The sequence below is a fragment of the Arthrobacter sp. YAF34 genome (assembly GCF_052113245.1).
In the GTDB taxonomy this organism is placed as follows: Bacteria; Actinomycetota; Actinomycetes; order Actinomycetales; family Micrococcaceae; genus Arthrobacter.
The window spans coordinates 122,416-147,210 of sequence record NZ_JBFRCV010000010.1 but is presented as its reverse complement, the minus strand read 5'-3'; the positions used below and the strand labels follow the sequence as shown (position 1 = coordinate 147,210).

Sequence of the window (24,795 nt, the reverse complement as noted above, 5' to 3'; positions counted from 1 at the left end):
CTCACGCCGCAGGGACAACCGCGATCAGGGTCCGGTCCGGGGCCTTGACCGGCAGGAGGACGAGCAGGCCCGCCAGGAGGACCACCATGATGCCCAGGATGCCCCACCGCTGGGCCTCGCCGGTAGCCACGAAGGGGGTGGCGACGGTGATGCAAAGGGTGAACAGGGCCGGGGCGAGGAAGCTCACGGCCCGGCCGGTGGTGGCGTAGAGGCCGAAGAGTTCTCCGGATTCGCCGTGCGGGGCGAGCCGGGCGAGGTACGCGCGGGAGGAGGACTGGGCCGGCCCCACGAAGAGGCAGAGCAACAGACCGAAGGTCCAGAAGGTGCTGGTCCCGGCCCAGCTGCCGCCGAGGAACTCGTAGGTCCCGTCGCCAAGCACCAGGATCGCAGTGCCGGCGAGCAGCAGCCCGGCAAGCGACGCGATAATGACAGCCTTGGGCCCGATCCTGTCATCGAAAAAGCCGCCCAGAATGGCGCCCACGGCCGCCACGACGTTACCGAAGATCGCGAAAAAGATGACGTCCTTGAGCGCGAAGCCAAACGTTCCGGCCGCGATCACGCCGCCAAAGGTGAATACCGCGGCCAGCCCGTCCCGGAAGATGGCGCTCGCGAGCAGGAAGTAGATGGTGTGCGGGCTGGTCCGGTAAATCGCCTTGATCCGCCGGACGAGCAGGCCGTAGGAGGCGAAGAAACCCAACCGGGCGCGGCCCTCTGCGCGCGGCAGTTCCGGAACGGCGAAGAGCACGGGAAGGGCGAAGACCGAGAACCACAGCGCCGAAAACACTGCCACCAGGCGAATGTTGAGGCTGTCCGCCGTGGAGGCGCCAAACCAGTCGACGCTGGGCTGGACAAAGAGCTGGAGCACAATCAGCAGCGCCACGATGCCGCCGAGGTACCCCATTCCCCAGCCGAAACCGCTGACTTTGCCAATGTTCCGCGGGGTGGAAATCTGGGCGAGCATGGCGTTGTAGTTGACCCCGGCAAATTCGAAAAAGACATTGGCCAACGCAATCAGCGTGACGCCGAGGATGAGGAAGTCCGGCCGCGGGAAGACAAAGAAACACAGCCCGGTCAGAAGCGCGACGGCGGCCGTGTTGACCCCCAGCCACAGCTTGCGCCTTCCGCCGGTGTCGGACCGCTGCCCGGTGACGGGGGCCAGGAGAGCGACGGCCAGACCGCCGACGGCCAGCGCGGCGCCCAGGACCGCAGAGGCCTGGTCCTCGCCGCCGAATTCCTTGGAGGTCAGGTAGACGGTGAAAACGAACGTTGTCATGACGGCGTTGAAGGCTGCCGAGCCCCAGTCCCACGCCGCCCACGCCAGGATCCGGCCTTTGTGCGAGACGGTACTTCCCGATTCCAGTTCGGACGACGGTCGCGTGGCCTTGGCGGCGGCGGCAGTGTTCATAGCCTGAATGGTAGCGGCCCAATAGGGGCGTTAAGGGTCTCTGCGGAGAGTCCCGGCGCGGTGTTGCCATGCAGTATTTTGCGGCGGCGGTTTCCGGCGGCGTTTCCGGCGGCGCGACATTTGCTACGAATTGTTCAGCGGGCGGCCTCCCCGCCAAAAAAGAATTTGTAGACGCTTGGTAAACTGTCGGCACCGAACCTAACCAATGACCCGCCTGCTCCAACTTGCCGACCATCGAATTTCTGACGTTGCGGAGATACCAGTGATCACAGTCCTTGCCCTGCACTTCGCGGTGGCTGCTGTGGCACCGCTGCTGTTCCGGAAGTTTGGCAGGAATTCGTTCTACGCCCTGGCCGCGGTCCCCGCGGCCTCATTTGTCTGGCTACTCCTGCAACACGAAGCTATCTATTCGGACGCCGGCAATTCGCCCGGGGCGATCGCCGAAGTGATCCCATGGGTCCCCGGGCTGCATCTCGAGCTCGCCTTCCGGATGGATGCACTGGCCTGGATCATGTCCCTGCTGGTGTTGGGGGTGGGTGCGCTGGTGCTGGTCTATTGCGCCCGGTACTTCGAGAACAAGGACGACCACCTCGGCGGGTTCGGGGCGCAGCTCCTCGCGTTCGCCGGGGCGATGTTTGGGCTCGTCACCGCGGATGACCTCCTGCTGATGTTCGTCTTCTGGGAACTGACCACCGTGCTGTCCTACCTGCTGATCGGCTATGCCCGCACCCGGCTGTCCGCACGGCGCTCGGCGCTGCAGGCGCTCATGGTGACCACGGCCGGCGGGCTGGCCATGCTCGTGGGGCTCATCATCCTCGGCTCAACCGCCGGGACCTACAGGATCCAGGCCATCCTGGACCAGGGCCCAGCGCTGGTCACCGGGCCCGCGGGCGGAGCCGTGGGCGCCGCCGTCGTTCTCATCCTGATCGGCGCGATCACCAAGTCCGCCCTGGTGCCGTTCCACTTCTGGCTTCCCGGCGCGATGGCCGCCCCCACGCCGGTGAGCGCCTACCTGCACGCCGCGGCCATGGTCAAGGCCGGGGTGTACCTGGTGGCTCGTCTGGCGCCCGGGTTCGCGGCGGCCCCGCCGTGGCTGCCGATGGTCCTTGGCCTGGGCCTGGCCACCATGCTGGTCGGCGGCTACCGGGCCCTCCGGCAAACCGACGTCAAGCTCATCCTCGCCTACGGCACCGTGAGCCAGCTCGGCTTCCTGATCATGGTGGTGGGCCTCGGCACCCCCGACGCGGCGCTCGCCGGGCTCGCCCTGCTCCTGGCGCACGGGCTGTTCAAGGCCACGCTGTTCCTGGTGGTCGGCATCATCGATCACCAGGCCGGGACCCGGGACATCCGCAAGCTCTCCGGCGTCTACGGCTCCGCCCGGGCCCTGGCGATCGTAGCGGCGATCGGCGCGGCCTCGATGGCGGGCATTCCCCCGCTGGCCGGTTTCGTGGCCAAGGAATCAGTGTTCGAGGCCTTCATCCAGTACAGCTCCGAGTCCGGGGCCGGGCCTTGGCTCCTGGCCGGTGTGGTCCTGGGCTCCGTCCTGACCTTCGCCTACAGCGCCCGGTTCATGTGGGGCGCGTTCGCCGTGAAACCCGGCGTGGAGCCCACAGCCTTCAAACCGATCAAACCGGCCTTCCTTGCCGCGCCGGCGGTCCTCAGCCTCCTGACGGTCGTCTACGGGCTGTGGCCGGCCCCCGTTGATGGCTGGATCCAGCCGTACGCGGCGCTCTTCGTGGACGGTTCCGCTTCCGACGGCGGGTCCGGCACCTCCTCGCCCGGCCACCTGGCTCTCTGGCACGGCCTCACCCCGGCGCTGGGGCTGACCGCTGTGACGTTCGCGCTGGGCCTTGCCATGTACTACGCCCGCAACGCCGTGGCCCGGCTGCAGGCACGCGTGCCGGGCTGGATCGACGCGGACCGCGCCTACCAGCGAACGATCGGCGCGCTGGACGACACCGCCGTCTGGGTTACGGGCCGGACCCAGCGGGGTTCGCTGTTCTTCTACCTCTCCGTCATCCTGACCGTGGCGTTCGTCCTGCCGCTGACGGCGCTGGTCCTGGCCAACAAGCCGCTGCCGGCCGGCCTGTATGTCATCGATCCCGGCTCGCCGCTGCAGATGGTGGCGGGCGCCGGGATCGTTATCGGCGCGCTGGCCGCGGTCCGCGCCAACAAACGGTTCCTGGCCGTCCTCATGGTGTCCGTCACCGGCTACGGGATTGCCCTGCTGTTCGCCCTGCAGGGCGCCCCGGACCTCGCCCTGACCCAAATGCTGGTCGAAACCATCATCCTGGTCGCGTTCGTGCTGGCCATGCGGAGCCTTCCCGCGGGGCTGCGGGACAGGACCGGCGGGAAATACCGGGTCATCCGGGTGGTGATCGGCTTGTCATTCGGCCTCACCATGATTTTCGTGGCCATCTATGCCCTCGGCGCCCGCGTGGCACCGCCGGTGTCCCTGCAGTTCCCGCAACTGGCCTACAAAGGCGGCGGCGGTCTCAACGTGGTCAACGTGACCCTGGTCGATATCCGCGCCTGGGACACCTTCGGCGAGATTTCCGTCCTCGCGCTGGCCGCCACGGGCGTGGCCAGCCTCATCTTCGTCCGGGGCCGCGGCGACCGCATCCGGACGTCCGCGAATGTCGCGGAGGGAACCGTCGGGCGGCGGACCGGGGCCAGGGGCAGTACCCGTGACGACGCCGCACTCGCGATGAACCGGCGGTTCGCCGCCGCCACCCGCGACGCATGGCTGGTGGCCGGCCGGACCCTGGCCCCGGAACGCCGCTCCATCATCTTCGAGGTGGTCACCCGCCTGCTCTTCCACTCGATGATCGTGTTCTCCCTCTATCTCCTGCTGGCGGGGCACAACCTGCCCGGGGGCGGCTTCGCCGGAGGCCTCACCGCCGGCCTCGCCCTGACCATCCGCTACCTCGCCGGCGGCCGCTTCGAACTTCGCGAGGCCACACCGGTCGGCGCAGGCACGCTGCTGGGAATCGGCCTGGCCACGGCTGCGGCCGCCGGGATGACGCCGCTGCTGCTGGGTGGCCAGGTGTTCCAGAGCGCCATCGTGGAGCTGTGGCTGCCCGTCTTCGGTGACATCAAGTTCGTGACCTCGACCATCTTCGACATCGGTGTTTACGTCGTGGTGGTCGGCCTGGCCCTGGACGTGCTGCGCAGCCTGGGCGCGGAAATCGACGAGCACTTTGAGGAACAGCCCGGACTCTCCGACGGCGGGCCGTCCGACGAACCGTCCGACGACGAGCTGTCCAGAGTCGGGGAGGCCGACGGCGTCTCTGCCCAGGCCGCCGACGCGGAAACCACTGCAAAGGGGACAGCATGAGCGTCAACCTGACCCTGCTGACGATCATGGGAGCCCTGTACGCCTGCGGCATCTACCTGATCCTTGAGCGCAGCCTCACCCGGGTCCTGCTGGGCCTCATGCTGCTGGCCAACGCCACCAACCTGCTGATCCTCGCCACCGGCGGGTACGCCGGGCTGGCGCCCATCTTCGACAAGGACACCCCGGCGGGGGACTACAACGATCCCTTGCCGCAGGCCCTGATACTGACCTCGATCGTGATCTCCTTCGCCGTGACGGCGTTCATGCTGGGCATCATCTACCGGACCTGGGTGCTGGCCCGCCAAGATGAAATCCAGGACGACGCCGAGGACCGCCGCGTCGCGGAAACGCCCAGCTTCGATGCCGAGGACGACTCCGTGATTCCGGTCGAGACCTCGGAGTTCCCGCTGGCCATGCTCGGCAGCGGCGCCGTCTCCGGCGGGGACGGCGGCGCGTCCGCGGTGATGTCCGGCGACCGGGCCGTGCGGGCCGAAAACGCCGCTTCCGAAGAACAGCCCGGTTCCCTGAACGTCGACACCAGCAAGGAAGGAGGCGGACAGTGAACATCGCCAGCTTTGCCCCGCTCGCCGTCGTACTCCCCATCCTGGGCGCCGCCCTGACCTTCCTGCTGATCCGTAACCCCCGGGCCCAGCGGGCGGTCAGCATCGCCGTCCTGACGCTGACCCTGCTGCTGGAATGCTGGCTGCTGGCCTCGGTCTGGGAGGGCGGGACGGCCGCGGTGAACATCGGCGGCTGGCTGCCGCCCTGGGGCATCGTGCTGGTGGTGGACCAGTTCTCCTCGCTGATGCTCGTGGTGTCCTCGGCCGTGAGCCTCGCCGTGCTGATCTACGCCACCGGCCAAGGCATGGCCGACGGGGACCGCGACGCGCCGGTCTCGATCTTCCACCCCACCTACCTGATCCTCGTGGCCGGGGTGTCCAACGCATTCCTCACCGGGGATCTCTTCAACCTCTACGTCGGGTTTGAGATCCTGCTGACCGCCAGTTACGTGCTGATCACCCTCGGCGGGACGGGCCCGCGCATCCGGGCCGGAGTGACGTACGTGGTGGTCTCGGTGGTCTCCTCGGTGCTGTTCCTGATCGCGATAGCCATGATCTACGGCGCCACCGGAACCATCAACATGGCCGACCTCGCCATCAAGCTGGGGGGCCTGGACCAAGGCACCCGGACGCTGCTGCACGTCATGCTGCTGGTGGCCTTCGGCATCAAGGCCGCCGTCTTCCCGCTGTCCTTCTGGCTCCCGGACTCGTACCCCACCGCACCGGCCCCGGTCACCGCGGTGTTTGCCGGGCTGCTGACCAAGGTGGGCGTCTACGCCATGGTCCGCACGGAGACGTTGCTCTTCCCCGGGGATGCGCTCAACTCCCCGCTCATGGTGGCGGCGCTGCTGACCATGGTGGTGGGGATCCTCGGCGCGCTGGCCCAAAGCGATATCAAGCGCCTCTTGTCCTTCACCCTGGTCAGCCACATCGGCTACATGGTGTTTGGCCTGGCCATGTCCTCGGTGGCCGGGCTGGGCGCCGCGGTCTTTTACGTGGTCCACCACATCACCATCCAGACCAGCCTGTTCCTGGTCACCGGCCTGATTGAACGCCGGGGCGGCAGTTCGTCCATGGACCGCGTGGCCGGGCTGGCCAAGCTCTCTCCGGTTCTGGGGGTGCTCTTCTTCATCCCCGCCATGAACCTCGCCGGCATCCCGCCGTTCTCCGGATTTCTGGGCAAACTGGGACTCCTCCAGGCGGGCGTCGAACTCGGCACGCCGCTGGCCTATGCCCTGGTGGTCGGCGGAGTCCTGACGAGCCTGCTGACCCTGCTGGCGATCGCGAGGGTCTGGAACCGGGCGTTCTGGCGTAAACCCGAGGATGCCGAGCACCCCGACCCGGTGCTCCTGGCGGCACCGGAGGACTCCGCCACCGGTGACCGGGCGGGGAAGACGAACGTGACCCTGCTGCCGCGCACCATGGTGGGCTCCACCCTGGGCCTGGTGGTCTTTGGTGTGGCCTTGACGGTCTTCGCCGGGCCGTTGTTCAGGGTGGCCGATGAATCCGCCCAAGAGATGCTGAACAGGTCCTCGTACATCCAGGCGGTGCTGGGCGAGGACACGCCGGTACCACCGGTGCCCCAGGCGGCCCGGCCGGCCCAGCAAGGCGGCGGGAAATGAACCGAAAAAGGATCTCCCTGCGCCAGGAACTGCCGCTGCTGGTGTGGCTCGTGTTCGTCTGGGGAGCCCTGTGGCAAAACTTCAGCCCCGGCAATCTCCTCTTCGGCGCCCTCATCGCCGTGCTGGTGGCACGTGTGTTCTATCTGCCCCCGGTGGAGCTCGGCGGCCGCTTCAACGTGCTCCGCGCCGTCCCCTTCGCCATCATCTTCCTCGGAAAAGTCGTGGCGGCGAGCTTCCAGGTCCTGTACCTCGCCGTGGCCCGCGGGCCACGCGTGGTCAGCGCAATCGTCGCTGTGCCGCTGCGGAGCCATTCGGACCTCCTCGTGACGGCCACCGGGCATGTGATCTCGCTGATCCCGGGATCCCTCGTGGTGGAGGTGGACAGATCCACGTCCACCCTCTACATCCACGGCATTAACGTCCGCAACGCCGATGACGCGGCCAAGCTGCGCAACGAGGTCCGGGACACCGAGGCCGGGCTGATCAGGATCATGGGGACCAAAGAGGAACTGTCCGCCCTTACACAGGAGAGCGCCGCATGATGCAGATCGTCCTGACGGTATCCGCCGTCGTACTCTCGCTGGCCGCCGCGGGGGCGATCGTCCGGATCGCGCGGGGACCATCGCTGCTGGACCGGGTGCTCGCCGCCGACGTGCTGCTGGCCATCTTCGGCGCGGCCCTGTGCATCGACATGGCCGTCAACCGGCACCTCAACAACCTGATGCTGCTGGTCGCGATTTCCCTTATCGGGTTCGTCGGCTCCGTCACCGTGGCCCGGTTCGTCGCCGACCGGAGGGACAACGTCCGTGAATCCTGAAACAGTGATCGACGCCGTCTCCGCGGTGTTCATGGTGACCGGCGCGCTGATGTCCCTCGCCGCCGCCGTCGGGCTCATGCGCTTCCCGGACCTCATGAGCAGGATGCACGCCGCCACCAAGCCGCAGGTCCTCGGCCTGTTCCTGCTCCTGGCGGCCCTTGGCCTGCAGATGCGCACCTGGTGGGTGTGGCCGGTCCTGGTGGTGGCGTGGCTGTTCCAGCTGCTCACCGTCCCCGTGTCGGCCCATATGGTGGGCCGGGCCGGCTACCGGACTAAGCACCTGCACCCGGAATTGCTGAGCGTCGATGAGCTCGAGGCCGTAGTCCAGACGGCAGCCCAGAAGGCGGCGGCCAAGCGCCGGGCGGACGACGGCCCCGACCGTTGAGGGTAGACCGATACGAAAATAGTGTCGGCTACGCAGCTGCTGACGTGCCAGAATCCTCACATGACCAAGGTACGCAGTGAACTGAAGGGCATCGGATACGAGATCTTCATCGGTATCCTGTCGATCCTGTCGATCGTCAATCTCGGGCTCCTGTTTGTTGTGCAGGAGCAGTCGCTCGCCACCGTGCTCGAGGTGATGAACGCCATTTTCAGCGGGATCTTCGTTGCCGACTTCCTCTACCGGATCTTCACCGCACCATCGGCCGGCGCCTATTTCTTCAGACACTTCGGCTGGGCTGACCTGCTGGCCAGCGTGCCGTTGGCGCAATTCAAGGTCCTGCGCGTCTTCAGGCTGGTCCGGGTGTACCGGCTGCTCCGCGACGTCGGCATCCGCACGGTCGGCCGCGCGCTGAGCAAGGACCGGGCCGGCAGCTCCCTGTACATCCTGCTGCTCATGGGCATTTTCGTGCTGGAATTCGGGAGCCTTTCGATGCTCCGCATCGAGCAGTACGCCCCGGGGGCCAACATCAGAACCGCCTCGGACGCCATCTGGTACACGATCGTCACGATCTCGACAGTTGGCTACGGTGACCAATATCCGGTCACCGGCGCCGGCCGAATCCTCGGGTCAGGCATCATCGTCGTCGGTGTCGGCATCTTCGGCACCTTCACCGGATACCTGGCCAACTTCTTCCTGTCGCCCAAGCAGAAAGAGCCCGCACTGCCCGCGGATGCGGGCGACACGAGCACTGCGGCGGTTGAAGGGCTCCGCTTGCGCCTCGAAGAGTCCGAAGCGAAGCTCGCCGAGATCAGAAAGCTGCTCGCCGAGCCAACCTCGTGAACGTCCTGGAACGGATCCGGTTAGACGACGTCCTGGGTCTTGGCGAAGCGGGTGATGGCGCGCTGGGTGCCGCGGTTGGCGAGGACCTGGATGGCGGCGCTGACGGAGGCGGAGATCAATGCGAACGTCAATGCCGAGCGCAGCGTCGTGGGAGCGTCGTCGTCGTGGTCCTTGGGCGGCTTGTTGCCCGTGGACTTCTCCCAGACGGTGTCAACGACCTTGGTGCCGACATAGCCGGCAAGCAGGCTGACGCCGGTGCCGAGCAGTTTGATGACGAGGTTCATTCTGGGTAACTCCTTGCGGGAGGAAACAGGGCCGCCCCTAGCCTAGCGTTCCTTGCCCGGCGGCCGGGACAGGGGCCAACGCCCCTGTCCGGTTGTGACCCTCTTTGTGGCGCTCGCCCCGCTCAACAAGAGCGTGGCCCTTCTGGCCGCGGTGATCGGAGCCCTGCCGTGGGCACTGTTCCTGGCCGTACCGGTCGCGAGCCGCGGATCGCTGATCCTGGTCGATCTCAGTGACAGCTACGCGAACGCGGCCGGCACGCTCGCGCCGGGCCCTGTCGGGTCCGACATGCAGCTCCGCTATGCCACCGCGGCGGAGGCACTCCGGTTCGCCGTTCCAGAGATCTACCTGGTGTACGGCATCCTGATGTGGGCCTGGTTCACGGCGGTGGGAATTGCCTTGATCCGGCTGTCCCGGAGGACGCCGGCACTGGCGCCGCCTAGGATCCCGGTGTGAGGACCGTCCGCAGCGCCTCGACGACGAGGTCGTGGTCCGCCTTCTGGGGCAGCCCGGAGACGGTGACGACCGCCACGGCCCCTGTGCCGCGCAGGTAAATCGGGAACGCGCCGCCGTGGGCGGCGAACTCCGTCTGATCGAACCACGCGTTGTCCTCGATCCTTCCTCCGGCCGCGCGGGCCCGGAGGCCCACCAGCAAGGAAGGGACCTCGTACCGCTGGGCCGTGCGCTTCTTGGCGTTGATCCAGCGCTCATTGTCCGGTGTGGCGCCGTCCAGCGCGGCGTGGAAGAGCACCTGTTCGCCTTTGGTGATGTCGACGGCGATGGGCAGCGAGCGTTGCCTGCCCAACTCGACCAGGAGGAGCCCGAGGTCCAGGGCGTCGTCCTTGCTGAAGGATGCGAACTGGAGCGCATCCATCTCGGCCAGCACGCGGCCGATGAGGGCCGCCAGGGATCCGTGCGGCTGCGGCTCGTTCGAGTCGGGGTCGTATTCCCGGGAGGGACCGTGCGTGGCCGGTATGTGCGTCAAAATATTTCCAGCTTTCCGGTGGGGGCGAGGCCGCCCGCTGGCGGGTCCGGGTGTCCGACACGACGACTCTACCAACCACGGCGTTCCCGCCCGCCGGGACCGTCGCTGTCCGGCCCGGATTGTGACGGAACGCCGCTGAAAACCCGGCCGTCCGGGTGTAAACTGAGCCAGCCCACAAGGGCGAAATAATCACGACAGGGGAGCGCCGCCGTCGGGCATCGCCGGAAGAATCCGGGGAGAACATCGGTGGGCGCTGAGAGTGCGGACAGCCGCAGACCCTCGAACCTGATCCGGTTAGTACCGGCGCAAGGGAGTCGAGTTCTCAGGGTGCCCGGAGGGCGGCGGAAGCCGCGGCCGGCCGCACCCTCCCCTCCTGTTCCTCAGGAGGACGACATGACAGATATTTCAGCACAGCCTGGTTCGGCCAGCCGCTCATCCGCCCGGCACAACTACGCCTGGCGGGTAGTGGACATTGTGGTGGCCGCCTTGATTGCCGTGGCCGGCGGCGTCATCTTCTGGGCCTGGGATCAGGGCGCCAACCTGATTTCAACCCCCCTCAGCGCGCTCTACCCGCCGCTCAGCGGACTCTACGCCGGCGGATGGATGATCCCCGCGGTGCTGGGCATGCTCATCATCCGCAAGCCCGGCGCTGCCCTCTTCTGCGAAACCGTGGCGGCCACGGGCGAGCTCATCATGGGCTCGCAATACGGCACCACGGTCCTGATCTCCGGCGTCCTGCAGGGCCTCGGCGCGGAACTGGTCTTCGCGGCCTTCCTCTACAAGAAGTTCAACCTGCCGGTATCGGTGCTGGCCGGTGCCGGCGCGGGCCTCTTCTGCGGCCTGAACGACTCGTTCCTGCCGTGGGGCTGGAACATCGCCTACGAAGCCGGGGACAAACTCGCCTACATCGTCTTCACCACCATCTCGGGCGCCGTGATTGCCGGCGGACTGGCGTGGCTGGCCACCCGCGGCCTGGCCAAGACGGGCGTGCTTGCCTCCTTTGCCTCGCGCAAGGCCGCCACGGAGCCCGTCTTCTCCTGAACCGCACCTCCAAACCCCTCTGAAACGGTGTAGACGATTCATGACATCCCCAACGGGCGTCCGGCCGGCCGCCGTAACGGCACGCGGCTGGGGCTGGCGGCACGCCGGCCGGTCCAAGCCGGCCGTCAACGGCCTTGACCTGGACATCCGGCCCGGGGAGCGCGTGCTCCTGCTGGGCCCCTCCGGCGCCGGCAAGTCGACCCTGCTCCACGCCCTGGCTGGTGTGCTCGGAGACGGCGCGTCCGGGCCGGCCGGCGACTCCGACGACTCAGACGAGACCGGAAGCCTCCTGATCGACGGCGCCCCGCCGCGGGCGCAGCGCGGCCGCGCCGGGCTGGTGCAGCAGGATCCGGAGACCCAGGTGGTGCTCTCCCGCCTCGGCGACGACGTCGCCTTCGGCGCGGAGAACCTTTCCGTCCCCGCGGCCGAGATCTGGCCACGGGTGCGTGAGGCGCTCGACGACGTCGGGCTGGGCCGGCTGCCGCTGGACCACCCGACGTCGGCGCTCTCCGGGGGCCAAAAGCAGCGGCTGGCGCTCGCCGGGATCCTGGCGATGCGGCCGGGGGTGCTGCTGCTCGACGAGCCGACCGCCAACCTCGACCCCGCCGGCGTCCTGGAGGTCCGGGACGCCGTGGGCCGCTGCCTGGACAAGACGGGCGCCACCCTGGTGGTCGTGGAGCACCGGGTGGCCGTCTGGAAAGACCTCGTGGACCGGATCGTGGTGCTGCAGCCCGGGTCTGCCACGGACTCCGCCGTACTCATTGACGGGCCGCCGGACCAGGTTCTGGCCGAGGCGCGGGACATGCTCATCGGTGCGGGCGTCTGGGTTCCCGGCTATGTTCCGGGGACGCGGACCCGGTCCGCCCCGGCATCCGGGCAGCTCCTGCTCGCGGCGGAAGGACTCGCGGTGTCCCGCGAGCGGCCGCGGCGGGCCGGGCTGCGCGAGGGTTTCCGCACCATTGCCCCGCGTGCCGTGCAGTCGGGCATCGCCACACAGGTCCGCGCCGGCGAGGCCCTGACCATCACCGGGCAGAACGGCTCGGGGAAGTCGACCCTGGCACTGACGCTGGCCGGTCTCCTGCGCCCCGTCGCGGGGACGGTCTGCGCCCCGACCGAGCTGAATAGTCGCGTAGGCGATGGCACCGGAACCGATCCGTACCGGTGGAAAGCCCAGCAGCTGATCGCCAGGATCGGCACCGTGTTCCAGGAACCCGAGCACCAGTTCGTCACCGGCAAGGTCCTCGACGAGCTCATGTTCGGGCCCCGGCACCTCGGCTACGGCGAAGACCGTGTGGACGAGCTCCTGGAGCGGCTGCGGCTCACCGGGCTCGTGGATGCCAACCCGTACACGCTCTCCGGCGGCGAGAAGCGGCGCCTCTCGGTGGCCACCGTGCTGGCCGCGCACCCGCAGGTGCTGGTCCTGGACGAACCCACCTTCGGCCAGGACGCCAACACCTGGGCCGAACTCGCCTCGTTCCTCTCCGAACTCCTCGACGCCGGCACCGCGGTGGTCTCCGTAACGCACGACGCCGAATTCAGCGCCGTCCTTGGCGGCACCGAACTGCGCCTCCCCACGCTCAACACGGCCGCCGCGGGCGTCCCGGCCCGGGATCCTGGGCTTCCAGAGGGGGCCGCGCCATGAGGGATGCGCTGAGCCTCCGCGGCAACCATGCGCTGCTGGCCCGGGCCAACCCGCTCGCCAAGTTCACCGCGGTCACGCTGATCACCCTGGTGCTGGCCCTGTCCATTGACTGGGTCTCCGCATCGGTGGCGCTGGCCTTCGAACTGCTGCTTCTGCCGTTGGCCGGACTGACCCTGGCCCTGCTGTGGCAGCGCGGCTGGCCGTTGATCCTCGCGGCGGCCCTCGGTGGCTGGAGCACCGCCATCCTTGCGCCCGAGGCCGGTTCAGTTCTGTTCGACGCCGGGATCTGGACCATCAGCACCGGTTCGCTGCAGCTGGGACTCGGCTTCATGCTCCGGGGACTCGCGATCGCGCTGCCGGCGGTGCTGCTGATGAGCTGCACCGACCCCACAGACCTGGCCGATGCCCTGGCCCAGAACGCAAAACTTCCGCACCGATTCGTGCTGGGCACCCTGGCGGCCATGCGGCTGGTCGGGATCATGGCCGAGCAATGGCAGACGATCGGGATGGCCCGGCGGGCCCGCGGCGTGGGCTCGAGCGGCAATCCGTACCAGCGCTTCCGCGCCACCTTGGGCCAAAGCTTCGGGCTGCTGGTGCAGGCTATCCGGAGCGCGTCCCGGCTCGCGGTGACCATGGAGGCCCGCGGGTTCGGCGGCGCGACGCGGACCTGGGCCAGGCCGTCCACGTTCAGCGGACTCGATGCCTGGGTGCTGCTGGGCGGGCTCGGCATCGCGGCGGCCGCCGTCGCCGCCGCTCTCGCGGCGGGGACCTGGAACCTCGTGTTCTTCGCACGCCAGTAGCGGCCGGCTGAGGCGCCGCCGTGACCATGTCCGTGCCGCCGCGGCCCGCGTTTATCGCATGATGCGGGTAGCGCTGTGAGATTGACGGCATTCCGGCGGGAATAGCGCGGGTAAATAAATCATCCGTGATATTTTCGGGACATGACTCAACAGACCGCTGAACACGTAGGCCTCCTGCTCCGCGAAGCCCGCGGGGCGAAAGGCTGGACCCAGGGCCAACTCGCCGCCGAGCTGGGCACCAGCCAGAGTGCCATCGCCCGGATGGAACAAGGCAAGCAGAATTTGAGCCTTAAGATGATCCAGCGGCTCGAGGCGATAGTCGGACGCAGCATCGTCAAAGTGGGCCGGCCCCAGATGACGCACCTCCGCGTCGAGGGCGGCCGCACCCTCTCAGGTGCGGTGGATGTCAACAGCAGCAAGAATGCCGGAGTCGCGCTGCTGTGCGCCAGCCTCATCAACCGCGGCACCACCACCCTGCGCCGTCTGGCCCGGATCGAGGAAGTCAACCGGATCGTGGAGGTGCTGACCAGCATCGGCGTCGAATGCACGTGGCTCAACGCCAACGACCTCCAGATCCGCCGCCCCGCGGTCCTGGACCTGGCCTCCATGGACGTCGAGGCGGCCCGGCGAACCCGCAGCGTCATCATGCTCCTGGGCCCGCTGCTGGACGAGGCCGAAACCTACCGGCTGCCCTACGCCGGCGGCTGCGACCTCGGCACCCGCACCGTGCAGCCGCACATGCAGGCGCTGCGCCAGTTCGGCCTCAGCGTGGAGGCGAAGTCCGGTTTCTACGCCGTCCAGGCGCCGCCGTCGGACGGCCTCGACCGCTCCTTCGTGCTGAGCGAACGCGGCGACACCGTCACCGAAAACGCCATCATGGCCGCTGCCCACCGCCGCGGCACCACCGTCATCCGCAACGCCAGCCCCAACTACATGGTGCAGGACCTCTGCTTCTACCTGCAGATGCTCGGCGTGGACATCGAGGGCGTGGGCACCACCACGCTGAAGATCACCGGCCGCCCGTCGATCGACGCCGACATCGAATACTTCCCGTCCGAGGACCCGATCGAGGCGATGAGCCTCATCACGGCCGGCATCGTGACGAACTCGGAAGTCACCATCCGACGCGTCCCGATCGAGTTCATGGAAATCGAACTCGCCACCCTGGAGCAGATGGGCCAGCGGCTCGAGGTCTCCGGGGAATACTTTGCCCGCAACGGCCGCACCCGACTGGTGGACGTCACCACCAAGCCCTCGGAGCTGCAGGCGCCGGAGGACAAGATCCACCCCATGCCCTTCCCGGGCCTGAATATCGACAACCTGCCCTTCTTCGCGGTGATTGCCGCGAATGCCCACGGCCAGACGATGATCCATGACTGGGTCTACGAGAACCGGGCCATTTACCTGACGGAGCTCAACAAGCTCGGCGCCCAGGTGCAGCTGCTCGATCCGCACCGGATCTACGTCAACGGGCCCACTAAGTGGCGTGCCGCGGAGGTGGGCTGCCCGCCGGCCCTCCGTCCCGCCGCCTGCCTGCTGCTGGCCATGCTCGCAGCCCGCGGCGTCTCGGAACTGCGGAACATCTACGTCATTGAGCGCGGCTACGAGGACCTGGCCGAGCGGCTCAACACCATCGGCGCGAAGATCGAGTATTTCCAAGACTGACCCAGACTGATCCCGCTCCGATCCGAAGCAACGCGGGGTCACTCTGCGCCCGTCCGGGAGCGCGGGATGGGCGCGGAGTGACCGAAGCGTTGGTGGGGGCGTTTCGGCGGATCCTGACGCACAATAGATTCATGCGCACCTTCGGCGTGGAGGAAGAACTGCTGATAGTGGATCCCGAATCCGGGAGACTGCTTGCCCTCGCCGACCTCATGCTGCCCAGCCTGCTCCCGCCGAAACAGGACGCCGCCCAGGTTCTTCCGGGGCAGCAACCGGTCCACGACGGCGGCGCCGACTTCAGCTACGAGCTCAAGCTCGAACAGATTGAAACCCAGACCCGGCCGTGCGGGGAGTATGCGGAACTTCTCCGGCAGCTCAGGCAGGGCCGGGCCTTGGCGGACCGCGCTGCCCGGGCGCACGGCGGCCGCGTCGCAGCCCTGGCCACCTCGCCCCAAGGCGCCGCCACGCACCTCACGCCGAATCAGCGGTATATGACCATGCAGGAACGCTTCGGTCTGACGGTGAGGAACCAGCTCACCTGCGGCCTCCACGTCCACACCTTTGTGGAATCGCCGGAGGAGGGTGTGGCCGTGATGGACCGGATCCGCGACAAGCTTGCCGTCCTGATCGCCCTCAGCGCGAATTCCCCGTACTGGAACGGCGCGGAGACAGGATTTGAAAGCTACCGCACCCAGGCCTGGAACCGCTGGCCCGGCTCCGGCCCCACCATGATCTTCGGCAGCCTGCCCGTCTACCGGCGGCTGGTGACCCGGCTGGTGGAAAGTAATGTCCTGATGGATGAGGGGATGATCTATTTCGATGCCCGGCTGGCCCGGCTCCATCCCACTGTTGAGGTCAGGGTCGCCGATGTCTGCCTGCGGGCCGAGGACGCGGCGCTGATCGCCGTGCTGGTGCGCGCTCTGGTGGAATCGGCGTCGCGGGAATGGAACGACGGCGTCGAACCCGCCCCGGTGCCGACCCTGCTGCTGCGGATGGCCGCGTGGCAGGCCAGCAACTGCGGTCTGCGGGGGCAGCTCCTGGACTTTGGAACCTTCACCCCTGCCCCGGCCGCGGACGTCGTCAGGGCACTCGTGGATTTTCTGGCCCCCGTGCTGGAAGAGCAGGGCGAGCTGGACCTGGCGCGCGAGGGCGTCGAGAGGATCCTGGCGGAGGGCACCGGTTCGCAGTTGCAGCGGGAGCCGTTCCGGGAAGGCGGCTTGGCCGCCGTCGTCGAACGGGCAGTCGAAGTGACCACCGAGGGGTCCGTCGCCGAAGGGCGGAGCGAGGGCTTGTCGCTGGGCCCGGTGCGCCGGGGCTGAACGGAAGCCGGCGGCGCTGCCGTCCAGCTAACTGCTCCGGACAGTTCGGCTCACCCGCGTTGGGACCGCGAAAAACCCTCTTCCAAGTAGTCGAAGCACGGAACATAAGTATTACCCGCACCGGCCATAATGCAGATTGTTCAGTGTTCAGGTAGTTCCTACTCGGGTGGAGTGATAGCCCTCTCGCCTTTACTGGAAGAGCTAACCCAAGCTTTCTAGAAGGTCTCACAAATGTCACTTAACTCGCCGGGGGGCGGTTGTGCTGCGCCGCATAGGCGCTGGTCAACGACCCGTAACGCCACACAGTCCATCGCGGCTGCACCTTTCGCGTTTCGCCGGCAAACGCCCTGTTTGGAACGCCTCCGGGCAATTCAGGGCATGGCCCATTTCACGCCCCAAGGCCCGGCCCGATTATGCGGACGGATCTGAAAATCAAACCCTTTATTCCTCGACACTGGGGTGCCGAACTTCAACATAGGAATTGAACTTACATGGTCTCGATTGATGAATTGCTTATCGTTTTCCTGATTACTTTTGTCGTTGCGGCCGCCCTCGGCCGGTCCTGGTTTCACCGTCGTTGGCGCCGCCCCGAACTGCTCCGCAGGATGTGCCTGATAGCGGCGTCGGCGCTGCTGGCGGCAAATCTCGCCTGCTTCTTGTTCGAGGCGTCGGAGTTGTGGCGGACCGCCACCCTCACGGTCACCCTTGGCGGCCTCGCGTCCCTGGGCGTTGCTTTGACGGCCCTGCGCAACGGAGCAGCACCGGCCCGCCAGCCCCGGAGGGTGCTGGCCATCGGCGCCCACCCCGACGACCTTGAACTTGCCTGCGGAGGGACGCTGGCCAAGTTCGTCGACTCCGGCCATGAGGTGCAGGGGCTCGTCATGAGCGATGGCCACCGGGGCGGGGACGCCCTGGAACGCTCCCTCGACGCGCAGCGCGGCGCCGCATTCATGGGCCTCACCGGCATGACCCACCATAACTTCACCGACACGGACCTGCTCCGGCACAGCCAGGAAATGGTCGGCGTCATCGAAGCCGCCATAGCCCGGTATAACCCGGACATCATCCTCACGCACTCCAACCACGACCAGCACCAGGACCATCAGGCCGTCCATGTGGCCACCCTGCGTGCCGCCCGCCAGCACCATTCGATCCTCTGCTACGAGAGCCCGTCGGCAACGCGGGACTTTAGCCCGAGTGTCTTCGTCGACATCGACGACTACGTCGACGCCAAAGTCCAGGCCGTGAAGATGCACAGTGACCAGCTCGCCAAGCCGTACATGACGCCCGAGCGGGTCCGCGGCATCGCCTCGTTCCGCGGAGGGCAGGCGCGGCGCAGGGTCGCCGAAGCCTACGAACCCGTCCGCCTCTTGAGCACGGAAATGGAGAAGCTGTGAAGCCCCGCGTGCTGGTCACCGGCGCCGGCGGCCCCGCGGGCCGCGCCGTCGCGGCCCAGTTGAAGTCGCGCGGCGTTCCCGTGTTGGGCACGGATATCCGCGAGCTGCCCGCCGGGGCAGGCCTCACTGTCATTCCGGTGCCGCCGGCCTCGGACCCGGATATGGTCTCGGCGTTGCGCAGGCTCGTGGTTCAGGAGGGCATCAACCTGCTCATCCCCACCGTGAGTGACGAACTCCCGCAGATCGCGGCGTTCCGTGCCGCCTTCGGCGCCGACGTCCGCGTCATCATCGGGGACCCCGGTCCGGTGGCCCTCGCCAACGACAAGCTGTTCACGGCCTGGCAGCTGCAGGCGGCCGGGGTCCCCGTGCCGAGGTTCGGCGTGCCCAGGGACTTCGCGGATGCCGGCGCCGCCATGGCCGCGCTCGGCGGTCCCGTGGTCGTCAAGCCGCGGGTCTCCCGCGGCGGGCGCGGAGTGATCGTCATTGACGGCAGCGAGCAGGTGGACTGGCATCGCCTGCCGGAAGGCCTGATTGTCCAGGAGTTCATCCCGGGCACAGAATACGGCCCCATGGTCTTCGGCACCCCGGCGCACAACGGCGCCGCACCGTTCGTCGTCGTCGTGGAGAAGACCGAACTGGCGCACGGCAACGTGGGCAATGCAGTGACCACCCGCCGCGCCGAAGCCGGCGAGGCCATCGACGTCGGCAACGTGGCGATGGCCGCCGTCGGCTCGCTGGGCCTTACCGGCCCCGTCGACGTCGACGTCCGCCGTCGTGCCGACGGGACTCCGGTGGTCCTCGAAGTGAACGCCCGGTTCGGCGCGAACAGCGAGCAGGCCCCGGAATTGCTCGACGCCGTCCTGGCGTCCTTCGCCCTGCCCGCCTTCAACCCGGCGTCCTTCCGCCAAAGCACAGGAGCGTACGCCCATGTCCTGGTTTGAATCAGCCTCCGCCTCAGCCATCCCCGGGGCCGAGTTTCTGCTGCTCGTTATCGGCCTGCCGATCCTGGTGTTCGGGCTCGTGAAACTGCTCGTGCTGCCGCTGTCCGTCGTGTTTGAACTCCGTGCGGCGCGCCGCCGCCGCCGTGAAACGCCAACCCTGCTGGACGAGTGGCCCAGCGTGTCGATCATCGTTCCGGCCTTCAACGAGGCCACCGTGATCGAAAACTGCGTCCGTTCGATCCAGCTCACCCGGTACGACCGCTACGAGGTGGTGCTCGTGGATGACGGCTCCACCGACAACACGGCCGCGCTGATGCACGGCCTCGCCGCTGCGGATCCCCGGATCACGGTCCTGACCCAGGCCAATGCGGGCAAGGGAGCTGCCCTGAACCTGGGCATCCGCAAGGCCACCGGCGAGGTCCTCATGTTTGTCGACGCGGACGGGATCTTCTCGCAGAACACGGTCAAGCGGATGCTCCAGGGTTTCACCGATCAGCGCACCGGGGCCGTGTGCGGCGATGACCGGCCGGTGAACCTGAACCGGGTCCAGACCCGGATGCTGGCCTTCATCAGCCATGTCGGCACCGGGATGGTCCGGCGCGCCCTGACCATGATCGGCTGCCTCCCGATCGTCTCCGGCAACATCGGGGCGTTCCCCCGCCGGGTCCTGGAAGAGGTCGGACCGTTCCGCGAGGACACGGTAGGCGAGGACCTGGAACTCACCTGGCGAGTGCACAAGGCGGGCTACCGGGTGGTCTTCGCCCCGCGGGCGCTGGTCTACGCCGAGTCGCCGTCGACCGTCCGGGCGCTCTGGCGCCAGCGCGTCCGCTGGGCCCGCGGGCTGCTGCAGACGATGGGCGTGCACAAAGGCATGATCGGCAACCTCCGGCACGGCCAGTTCGGCGCGTACCTGCTCTTCAACACCATCACTATGGTGGTCCTCCCGGTGTTCCAGATTTTCGTGCTCCTGGATCTGGTCTTCCTCCTGGCGCTGGGCCGCAGCCCGTTCGGCGCGGACGTCTGGGCAATCCTTGGCTGGGTGGGGCTGGTCATCACGCTGCTGCTCACGGTGTTTGCCCTCGCCATGAACAGGGCGTGGAAAGACCTGCGGCATGTCTGGGCGCTCCCGCTCGTCCCGCTCTATTCTGTGTTCACGAGCCTGACCATGGTGGCCGCGTTGGTGCAGGAACTCCGCGGCAAGGAGGCCCGCTGGAACAAGCTGACGCGGACCGGAGTGGTCAGCGTCACCGCCCCCGACCCGCGCGCGAAGGTGAGCGTTTGAGGCGCGGACCGGCCGCCTTCCCCGCGCTGGCACTCCTGTCCGCACTGGCACTCGCAGCCACGGGGTGCGGGGGGCCCAGCGGACCGACGGCGCCCGCCGCGGAACGCACGGTCGGCGTCGGCTACGAAACGGTGGTCGACGCCGCCTCCACGCTGCCGGAACTGGCCAGGCGGCTCGACGAGGTGAACGCCAACGGCGTCACCATCAGCGTCGGCCGGCTGGACTGGACGGCGTTCCCCTGGGCCGCCCACCCCGAGACTGAGGCTGTCCCGGGCAGGGACCACGTGGCCGACGCGATCAAGGCGCTGGGGACCGGCAGGGATGGCAGGAAGCGCAGGATCACCTTGACCGTGGACCTGCTGGTTCCGGGCTGGATCAGCACCAACCCGGGCTTGGCGGGCATCAATTTCGACGGGACCCGGTCCAAGGACTTCGCCAGCGTCACCGCTCTCACCACGGGACCGGTCGGGGAGCGGCTCATCGACTTCGTGGCCGAGGTGACCAAGCGCTACCGGCCGGACGCCGTGGCCTTGACGGAACTGATGTTCGACAACAACACCTACGGCGGCGACGACCGCGATTCGTACCGGCTGGCCAGCGGCCGGGCGGACTGGCCGCGGCTCGCGAACGGGGACATCGACGTCGCAGATCCCACGCTTGGGGCTTGGCGGTCGAAGTCGCTGGCAGCCGTCGTGGCCAAGGCGGCGGCAGCCGCGCACGCCAACGGTGCCACGCTCGACATGGATGTCCGGGCGCCGTGGCACGACCCGGCCGGTGACCGGCCCGAGAGCGGCCATGACTACGGGCTGCTCGCCGCGGCCGCGGACCGGCTGGTCCTGTGGGACTACTTCGGGCTCAACGACGCCGCTCCCTCCTACTCCGCGGACTTGGCCAGGGCCATGGTGAAGCGGTCCGGCAAGTTCGTTGTCTCGGTCGGGATGTGGGCCAAGGACGGGAGGATCTCGGCCGCTGACCTGGCAGCCGGGCTGGAGGCGTCTGTCTCCGGCGGGGCGACCGCCGTCGCCGTCACGCCGTCCAGCATGCTCGATGACGACGCCTGGCGGGCGCTCAAGAGGGCCTGGGCGTGAGCGCCTAGACCTGCTTGAGGGCCTGGCCGAGGTCGCGGATCAGGTCCTCGACGTCCTCCAGGCCCACCGACAGCCGCACCACGCCGTCGCTGAGTCCGATCGCCGCGCGGCCCTCCGGACCCATGGCGCGATGCGTCGTGGTGGCCGGGTGGGTGATCAGGGACTTCGAATCGCCGAGGTTGTTGGAAATGTCGATGATCCGCAGCGCGTCCAGGAGCGCGAAGGCGGCTTCCTTGGCGGTGCGTCCGGGGGAGGGCGAAAGCTCCAGCGTGAGCACGGTGCCGCCGGCCTTCATCTGCTTCACCGCGAGATCGTGCTGCGGGTGGGACGGGAGCAGCGGGTACTTCACCCAACTGACGGCGGGCTGTCCCTCAAGCCATCCGGCCAGCCGCAGGGCGGAGGCCGAGGAATGGTTGACGCGCAGGCCCATGGTCTCCAGCCCCTTGGTCAGGACCCAGGCGTTGAAGGCCGAGAGCGACGGTCCGGTGTGCCGCATGAGCTGCTTGACGGGTCCGTCGATGAATTCCTTGGTGCCTAGGATCGCCCCGCCCAGCACGCGTCCCTGGCCGTCGATGTGCTTCGTGCCGGAGTAGACGATTACGTCCGCGCCGAGGTCGCCGCAGCGCTGCAGGAGCGGGGTGGCGAAGACGTTGTCGACCACCACCGTGGCCCCCGCCGCATGGGCGAGCTCGCTCACGGCGGCGATGTCCACGATTTCCTGCATCGGGTTCGACGGCGACTCGAAGAAGACCGCCGTCGTGGGCCGGGACAGCGCGGACTGCCACTGTTCCAGGTCAGGGCCGTCGACAAAGACCGTCTCGACGCCCCAGCGCGGCAGGATCTCATTGAGGATCACAAAGCACGAGCCGAAAAGCGAGCGGGCGGCGACCACCCGGTCCCCGGCCCCCAGCAGCGCGCCCAGGGCGGTGAACACGGCGGACATGCCCGACGCGGTCGCAAAACACGCCTCGGTTCCCTCCAGCAGCCGGAGCCTCTCTTGGAAGGTCGCGACCGACGGGTTGCCGTAGCGGGAGTAGACGAAGCGCTCGTCCTCGCCGGTGAAGGCGCGCTCGGCGGCGGCCGCGGACTCGTAGACGAAACCGGAGTTGAGGAAGATCGGTTCGGCGGTTTCCTGGAAGCCGGTGCGGTCAAGGCCGCCACGGACGGCCTGGGTGTCGGCCGACCAGCCGGCGGCGTCGGGATTGAAAGTCACTTAAATCTTTCCGAGCTTGGTGGGGAGGCCGCGGTTCTTCCAGCCGTTGACGGTGCGTTCGCCGGAGCGGTCGGGCTCGCCCTCAAAGCCCTCGAGAACGTTGTACGAGGTGTAGCCGGCGGCTGTTGCGGCCCTCGCGGCGGCAATCGACCGGGCGCCGGAGCGGCACAGGAACACCAGTTCCACGCCGGTGTCCTCCGGGGCCTGCCGCCGGAGCTGGTCGACGAAGTGCGGGTTGGGCGCGCCGCCGGCGAGGTTCCATTGGATGAAGAGCGGATCATTGCGCGTCTCGCCCGCGGACGTGGTGTCCGGGACGCCGATGTGAGCCCATTCGCCCTCGGTCCGGACGTCCACCAGGACGGCTCCGGCCTCCAGTTTGGCCCACGCGGCCTGCGGGCTGAGGTCTCCGGCGTAGCTCATGCGTGGCCCTCGAAGGCCTCATCCGCGCCAAACTCGTCAGCGTCGAGTTCATCAACGGCGTTGGCTACGGCGGCGTCCGCGCTGGCAATCGCCGCCGGCAGGACCAGCGCCTGCGCCACGATCACCGTGCTGCCGTTGAAGGTGGCGGCGGGACTTCCGTGCAGGACATAGCCCTCGGCCAGGGCGGCCGACACGCGCTCACAGAAATCGCGGTCATCCGGTCCGGTGAACAGCCGGTAGGCCAGCTTTTGCTCCCCCGCGGATGCGGCTCCGGACGTCGCACCGGGGGCTGTGTTTGGGGATGCCTTTTCGGGTACTACGGGGGCGGACGTGTCGGGCACGACGGATCTCCTCTTTCACGCTTGCAGTTCGAATGGTGATTCTGCCGAGTCTTCACCTGAGGCACCCCGCCGCGAAAGGGAGGGTTGCCGACCGGCCAGTCAGGGCTTGGCACCGGTTCTCATTACTCCCCAAAAACGTAACACTTACGACGCCGACCCGCACCGCCGCCGTCGTCATGTTCCGTAACCGGATCACGCCCAAGGCCCGAGGCCCAATAACCGGGGCGGCGCGGCGCGGCGCGGCGCAGACGCCGGACGGGGCGAGTAGTGCCCGGTCCCATTTTCGGGTACCACCCACTCGTGCGCGGCCCGACGATGCGCCGTGTACTGGTGGGGACCGGACCGACGCCCCGGCCACGAAGCAACGTGTCAGCAATTCCACACTGTCTGGAACTAGGGGCCGGGAGACCGCCGGAGCCGCAGCCGCGGCCCGGCAGGTGACGGCGGAATGGAGCAATCATGGGTCCGCGCATACTGGTTACCGGTGTAGCGAGCGCCGCCGGCCGGACCGTCGCGGCCCAGCTCGCCGCCCGCGGCGTCCCCTGCCTCGGCTCCGACGCCCGCGCCGATACCCGTCAAGCCGGGGACGGCCCAGCGGTGGCAGCGGTCAGGCTCCTGCCGGCGACGGACCCGGACATGGTGCTGGACCTGCGCCGGCTGGTGGACCGGGAAGCCATCAACGTCATCATTCCGACCCTCAGCGTGGAGCTGCCGGTCCTGGCCGCGGCCCGCGCCGGATTCGGGCGGGACGTCCGGATCATCGTCGGCGACCCTGCCGCGGTGGCCCTCGCCAACGACCGGCTGTTGACCGCATGGGCGTTGCAGGCGGCCGGCATTCCGGTTCCGCGCTTCGCGGTCCCCGGGGACCTGGCTGCCGCGCCGGCGTCCCTGGCGGACCTCAACGGCCCCGTCGTGGTCAAGCCGCGGATCTTCAAAGGCACCCGCGCCGTCCACCTGCTGGCCGGGACCGCCGCCGTGAGCTGGAAGAATATGGCGCCCGGGCAGCTGGTCCAGGAGTTCATCCCGGGTGCCGACTACGTCGCCCTGGTGTTCGGCACCCCGGCCCGCAACGCGATGGCCCCGCTGGCAGTGGTCCTGGAGAAGACGAAAACCCCGTACGGGCGCGCGGGCAGCGACGAGGTCAGCCGCAGGGTACCGGCGGGCGAGGCCGGGGACGTGCGGAAGCTGGGCCTGGCGGCCGTGCGCGCACTCGGACTGACCGGGCCGGTGCAGGTCCAGATCCGGCGCCGCGCCGACGGGACCCCCGTAGTGCTGGGCGTCTGCGCGACGCTGGGGGAGAACAGTACGTGGGCACCGGAACTGCTCGACGCCGTGCTGGCAACTTTCATGCTCCCGGCCTTCAATCCCGCCTCCTTCCGGCGCTGCCCGGCAGTTCCCGCGGATGCGCTGGGGTGA

General features: G+C 68.2%; 24 protein-coding genes and 2 riboswitches. Of the genes, 18 read left to right on the top strand and 6 right to left on the bottom strand.

The features are described from left to right. Window position 1: 1 nt before the first annotated feature. A complete protein-coding gene (locus AB4Y72_RS13840; RefSeq protein WP_441426733.1) occupies window positions 2-1,405 on the bottom strand; it encodes an MFS transporter in 1,404 nt (467 codons plus the stop codon). A gap of 262 nt (window positions 1,406-1,667) precedes the next feature. Between AB4Y72_RS13840 and AB4Y72_RS13835 the strand changes: the two genes are divergently transcribed. From AB4Y72_RS13835 to AB4Y72_RS13805, 7 genes are read left to right on the top strand one after another with little or no spacing between them, the layout of a single operon-like run. Further along, window positions 1,668-4,742 (top strand): Na+/H+ antiporter subunit A, encoded by a 3,075-nt coding sequence (locus tag AB4Y72_RS13835; RefSeq protein WP_441426732.1) that lies wholly within the window; start codon window positions 1,668-1,670, stop codon window positions 4,740-4,742. Next, the gene (locus AB4Y72_RS13830) at window positions 4,739-5,305 is read left to right on the top strand and encodes a Na(+)/H(+) antiporter subunit C (RefSeq protein WP_441426731.1); all 567 of its coding nucleotides are present in this window, start codon (window positions 4,739-4,741) and stop codon (window positions 5,303-5,305) included. The genes AB4Y72_RS13835 and AB4Y72_RS13830 overlap by 4 nt, the downstream gene beginning before the upstream one ends. Next, window positions 5,302-6,924 carry a Na+/H+ antiporter subunit D gene (locus AB4Y72_RS13825; RefSeq protein ID WP_441426730.1) on the top strand — a complete coding sequence of 541 codons (1,623 nt, stop codon included), beginning with the start codon at window positions 5,302-5,304 and terminating at the stop codon, window positions 6,922-6,924. The genes AB4Y72_RS13830 and AB4Y72_RS13825 overlap by 4 nt, the downstream gene beginning before the upstream one ends. After that, window positions 6,921-7,466, top strand: a complete 546-nt coding sequence (locus AB4Y72_RS13820; RefSeq protein WP_441426729.1) for a Na+/H+ antiporter subunit E — start codon at window positions 6,921-6,923, stop codon at window positions 7,464-7,466. Before AB4Y72_RS13825 ends, AB4Y72_RS13820 begins: the two co-directional genes overlap by 4 nt. Further along, the gene (locus AB4Y72_RS13815) at window positions 7,463-7,741 is read left to right on the top strand and encodes a monovalent cation/H+ antiporter complex subunit F (protein WP_441426728.1); all 279 of its coding nucleotides are present in this window, start codon (window positions 7,463-7,465) and stop codon (window positions 7,739-7,741) included. The genes AB4Y72_RS13820 and AB4Y72_RS13815 overlap by 4 nt, the downstream gene beginning before the upstream one ends. Further along, a complete protein-coding gene (gene mnhG, locus AB4Y72_RS13810) occupies window positions 7,731-8,126 on the top strand; it encodes a monovalent cation/H(+) antiporter subunit G (RefSeq protein ID WP_441426727.1) in 396 nt (131 codons plus the stop codon). The genes AB4Y72_RS13815 and mnhG overlap by 11 nt, the downstream gene beginning before the upstream one ends. A gap of 60 nt (window positions 8,127-8,186) precedes the next feature. Next, entirely contained in the window at window positions 8,187-8,966 is a 780-nt protein-coding gene (locus AB4Y72_RS13805; RefSeq protein WP_441426726.1) for an ion transporter, read from the top strand. 20 nt (window positions 8,967-8,986) lie between these two features. On the opposite strand, the gene AB4Y72_RS13800 is transcribed toward AB4Y72_RS13805, so the two are convergent. Further along, entirely contained in the window at window positions 8,987-9,250 is a 264-nt protein-coding gene (locus AB4Y72_RS13800) for a DUF4235 domain-containing protein (protein ID WP_441426725.1), read from the bottom strand. A gap of 94 nt (window positions 9,251-9,344) precedes the next feature. Between AB4Y72_RS13800 and AB4Y72_RS13795 the strand changes: the two genes are divergently transcribed. After that, window positions 9,345-9,704, top strand: coding sequence for a hypothetical protein (locus AB4Y72_RS13795; RefSeq protein WP_441426724.1), 360 nt, complete (start codon window positions 9,345-9,347; stop codon window positions 9,702-9,704). On the opposite strand, the gene AB4Y72_RS13790 is transcribed toward AB4Y72_RS13795, so the two are convergent. After that, window positions 9,688-10,233 carry a heme-degrading domain-containing protein gene (locus AB4Y72_RS13790; RefSeq protein ID WP_441426723.1) on the bottom strand — a complete coding sequence of 182 codons (546 nt, stop codon included), beginning with the start codon at window positions 10,231-10,233 and terminating at the stop codon, window positions 9,688-9,690. The two genes, AB4Y72_RS13795 and AB4Y72_RS13790, sit on opposite strands and share 17 nt — an antisense overlap. Window positions 10,234-10,419: 186 nt before the next feature. Continuing rightward, window positions 10,420-10,563: riboswitch (TPP riboswitch) on the top strand. A 63-nt stretch (window positions 10,564-10,626) separates the two neighbouring features. Here AB4Y72_RS13790 and AB4Y72_RS13785 point away from each other — a divergent pair. The 9 genes from AB4Y72_RS13785 to AB4Y72_RS13745 all read left to right on the top strand — a co-directional run bounded on the left by AB4Y72_RS13785 (window position 10,627) and on the right by AB4Y72_RS13745 (window position 21,405). Continuing rightward, window positions 10,627-11,274, top strand: coding sequence for an ECF transporter S component (locus tag AB4Y72_RS13785; RefSeq protein WP_441426722.1), 648 nt, complete (start codon window positions 10,627-10,629; stop codon window positions 11,272-11,274). A 40-nt stretch (window positions 11,275-11,314) separates the two neighbouring features. Further along, window positions 11,315-12,916, top strand: a complete 1,602-nt coding sequence (locus tag AB4Y72_RS13780) for an ABC transporter ATP-binding protein (RefSeq protein ID WP_441426721.1) — start codon at window positions 11,315-11,317, stop codon at window positions 12,914-12,916. After that, a complete protein-coding gene (locus tag AB4Y72_RS13775; protein ID WP_441426720.1) occupies window positions 12,913-13,716 on the top strand; it encodes an energy-coupling factor transporter transmembrane component T family protein in 804 nt (267 codons plus the stop codon). The genes AB4Y72_RS13780 and AB4Y72_RS13775 overlap by 4 nt, the downstream gene beginning before the upstream one ends. A gap of 141 nt (window positions 13,717-13,857) precedes the next feature. Further along, complete coding sequence (locus AB4Y72_RS13770; protein ID WP_441426719.1) at window positions 13,858-15,381, top strand: UDP-N-acetylglucosamine 1-carboxyvinyltransferase; 1,524 nt, start codon at window positions 13,858-13,860, stop codon at window positions 15,379-15,381. A 131-nt stretch (window positions 15,382-15,512) separates the two neighbouring features. After that, complete coding sequence (locus AB4Y72_RS13765; protein ID WP_441426718.1) at window positions 15,513-16,697, top strand: glutamate--cysteine ligase; 1,185 nt, start codon at window positions 15,513-15,515, stop codon at window positions 16,695-16,697. Between the two features lie 491 nt (window positions 16,698-17,188). Further along, window positions 17,189-18,094, top strand: coding sequence for a PIG-L deacetylase family protein (locus AB4Y72_RS13760; RefSeq protein WP_441426717.1), 906 nt, complete (start codon window positions 17,189-17,191; stop codon window positions 18,092-18,094). Then, window positions 18,091-19,035 carry an ATP-grasp domain-containing protein gene (locus AB4Y72_RS13755; protein WP_441426716.1) on the top strand — a complete coding sequence of 315 codons (945 nt, stop codon included), beginning with the start codon at window positions 18,091-18,093 and terminating at the stop codon, window positions 19,033-19,035. The genes AB4Y72_RS13760 and AB4Y72_RS13755 overlap by 4 nt, the downstream gene beginning before the upstream one ends. Next, a complete protein-coding gene (locus AB4Y72_RS13750) occupies window positions 19,022-20,317 on the top strand; it encodes a glycosyltransferase (RefSeq protein ID WP_441426715.1) in 1,296 nt (431 codons plus the stop codon). Before AB4Y72_RS13755 ends, AB4Y72_RS13750 begins: the two co-directional genes overlap by 14 nt. Then, entirely contained in the window at window positions 20,314-21,405 is a 1,092-nt protein-coding gene (locus AB4Y72_RS13745; protein WP_441426714.1) for a hypothetical protein, read from the top strand. Before AB4Y72_RS13750 ends, AB4Y72_RS13745 begins: the two co-directional genes overlap by 4 nt. A gap of 4 nt (window positions 21,406-21,409) precedes the next feature. Here the strand turns inward: AB4Y72_RS13745 and AB4Y72_RS13740 are convergent, their stop codons facing one another. Genes AB4Y72_RS13740 through AB4Y72_RS13730 form a run of 3 tightly spaced genes read right to left on the bottom strand, consistent with a single transcriptional unit; the run spans window position 21,410 to window position 23,283 of the window. Next, on the bottom strand, window positions 21,410-22,618 hold the full coding sequence (locus tag AB4Y72_RS13740) for an O-succinylhomoserine sulfhydrylase (protein ID WP_441426713.1): 1,209 nt from the start codon (window positions 22,616-22,618) through the stop codon (window positions 21,410-21,412). After that, a complete protein-coding gene (locus tag AB4Y72_RS13735; RefSeq protein WP_441426712.1) occupies window positions 22,619-23,038 on the bottom strand; it encodes a rhodanese-like domain-containing protein in 420 nt (139 codons plus the stop codon). Beyond that, entirely contained in the window at window positions 23,035-23,283 is a 249-nt protein-coding gene (locus AB4Y72_RS13730; protein WP_441426774.1) for a DUF1737 domain-containing protein, read from the bottom strand. The genes AB4Y72_RS13735 and AB4Y72_RS13730 overlap by 4 nt, the downstream gene beginning before the upstream one ends. A gap of 108 nt (window positions 23,284-23,391) precedes the next feature. Beyond that, a riboswitch (SAM riboswitch) is annotated at window positions 23,392-23,506 on the bottom strand. A gap of 332 nt (window positions 23,507-23,838) precedes the next feature. Between AB4Y72_RS13730 and AB4Y72_RS13725 the strand changes: the two genes are divergently transcribed. Continuing rightward, complete coding sequence (locus tag AB4Y72_RS13725) at window positions 23,839-24,795, top strand: hypothetical protein (protein ID WP_441426711.1); 957 nt, start codon at window positions 23,839-23,841, stop codon at window positions 24,793-24,795.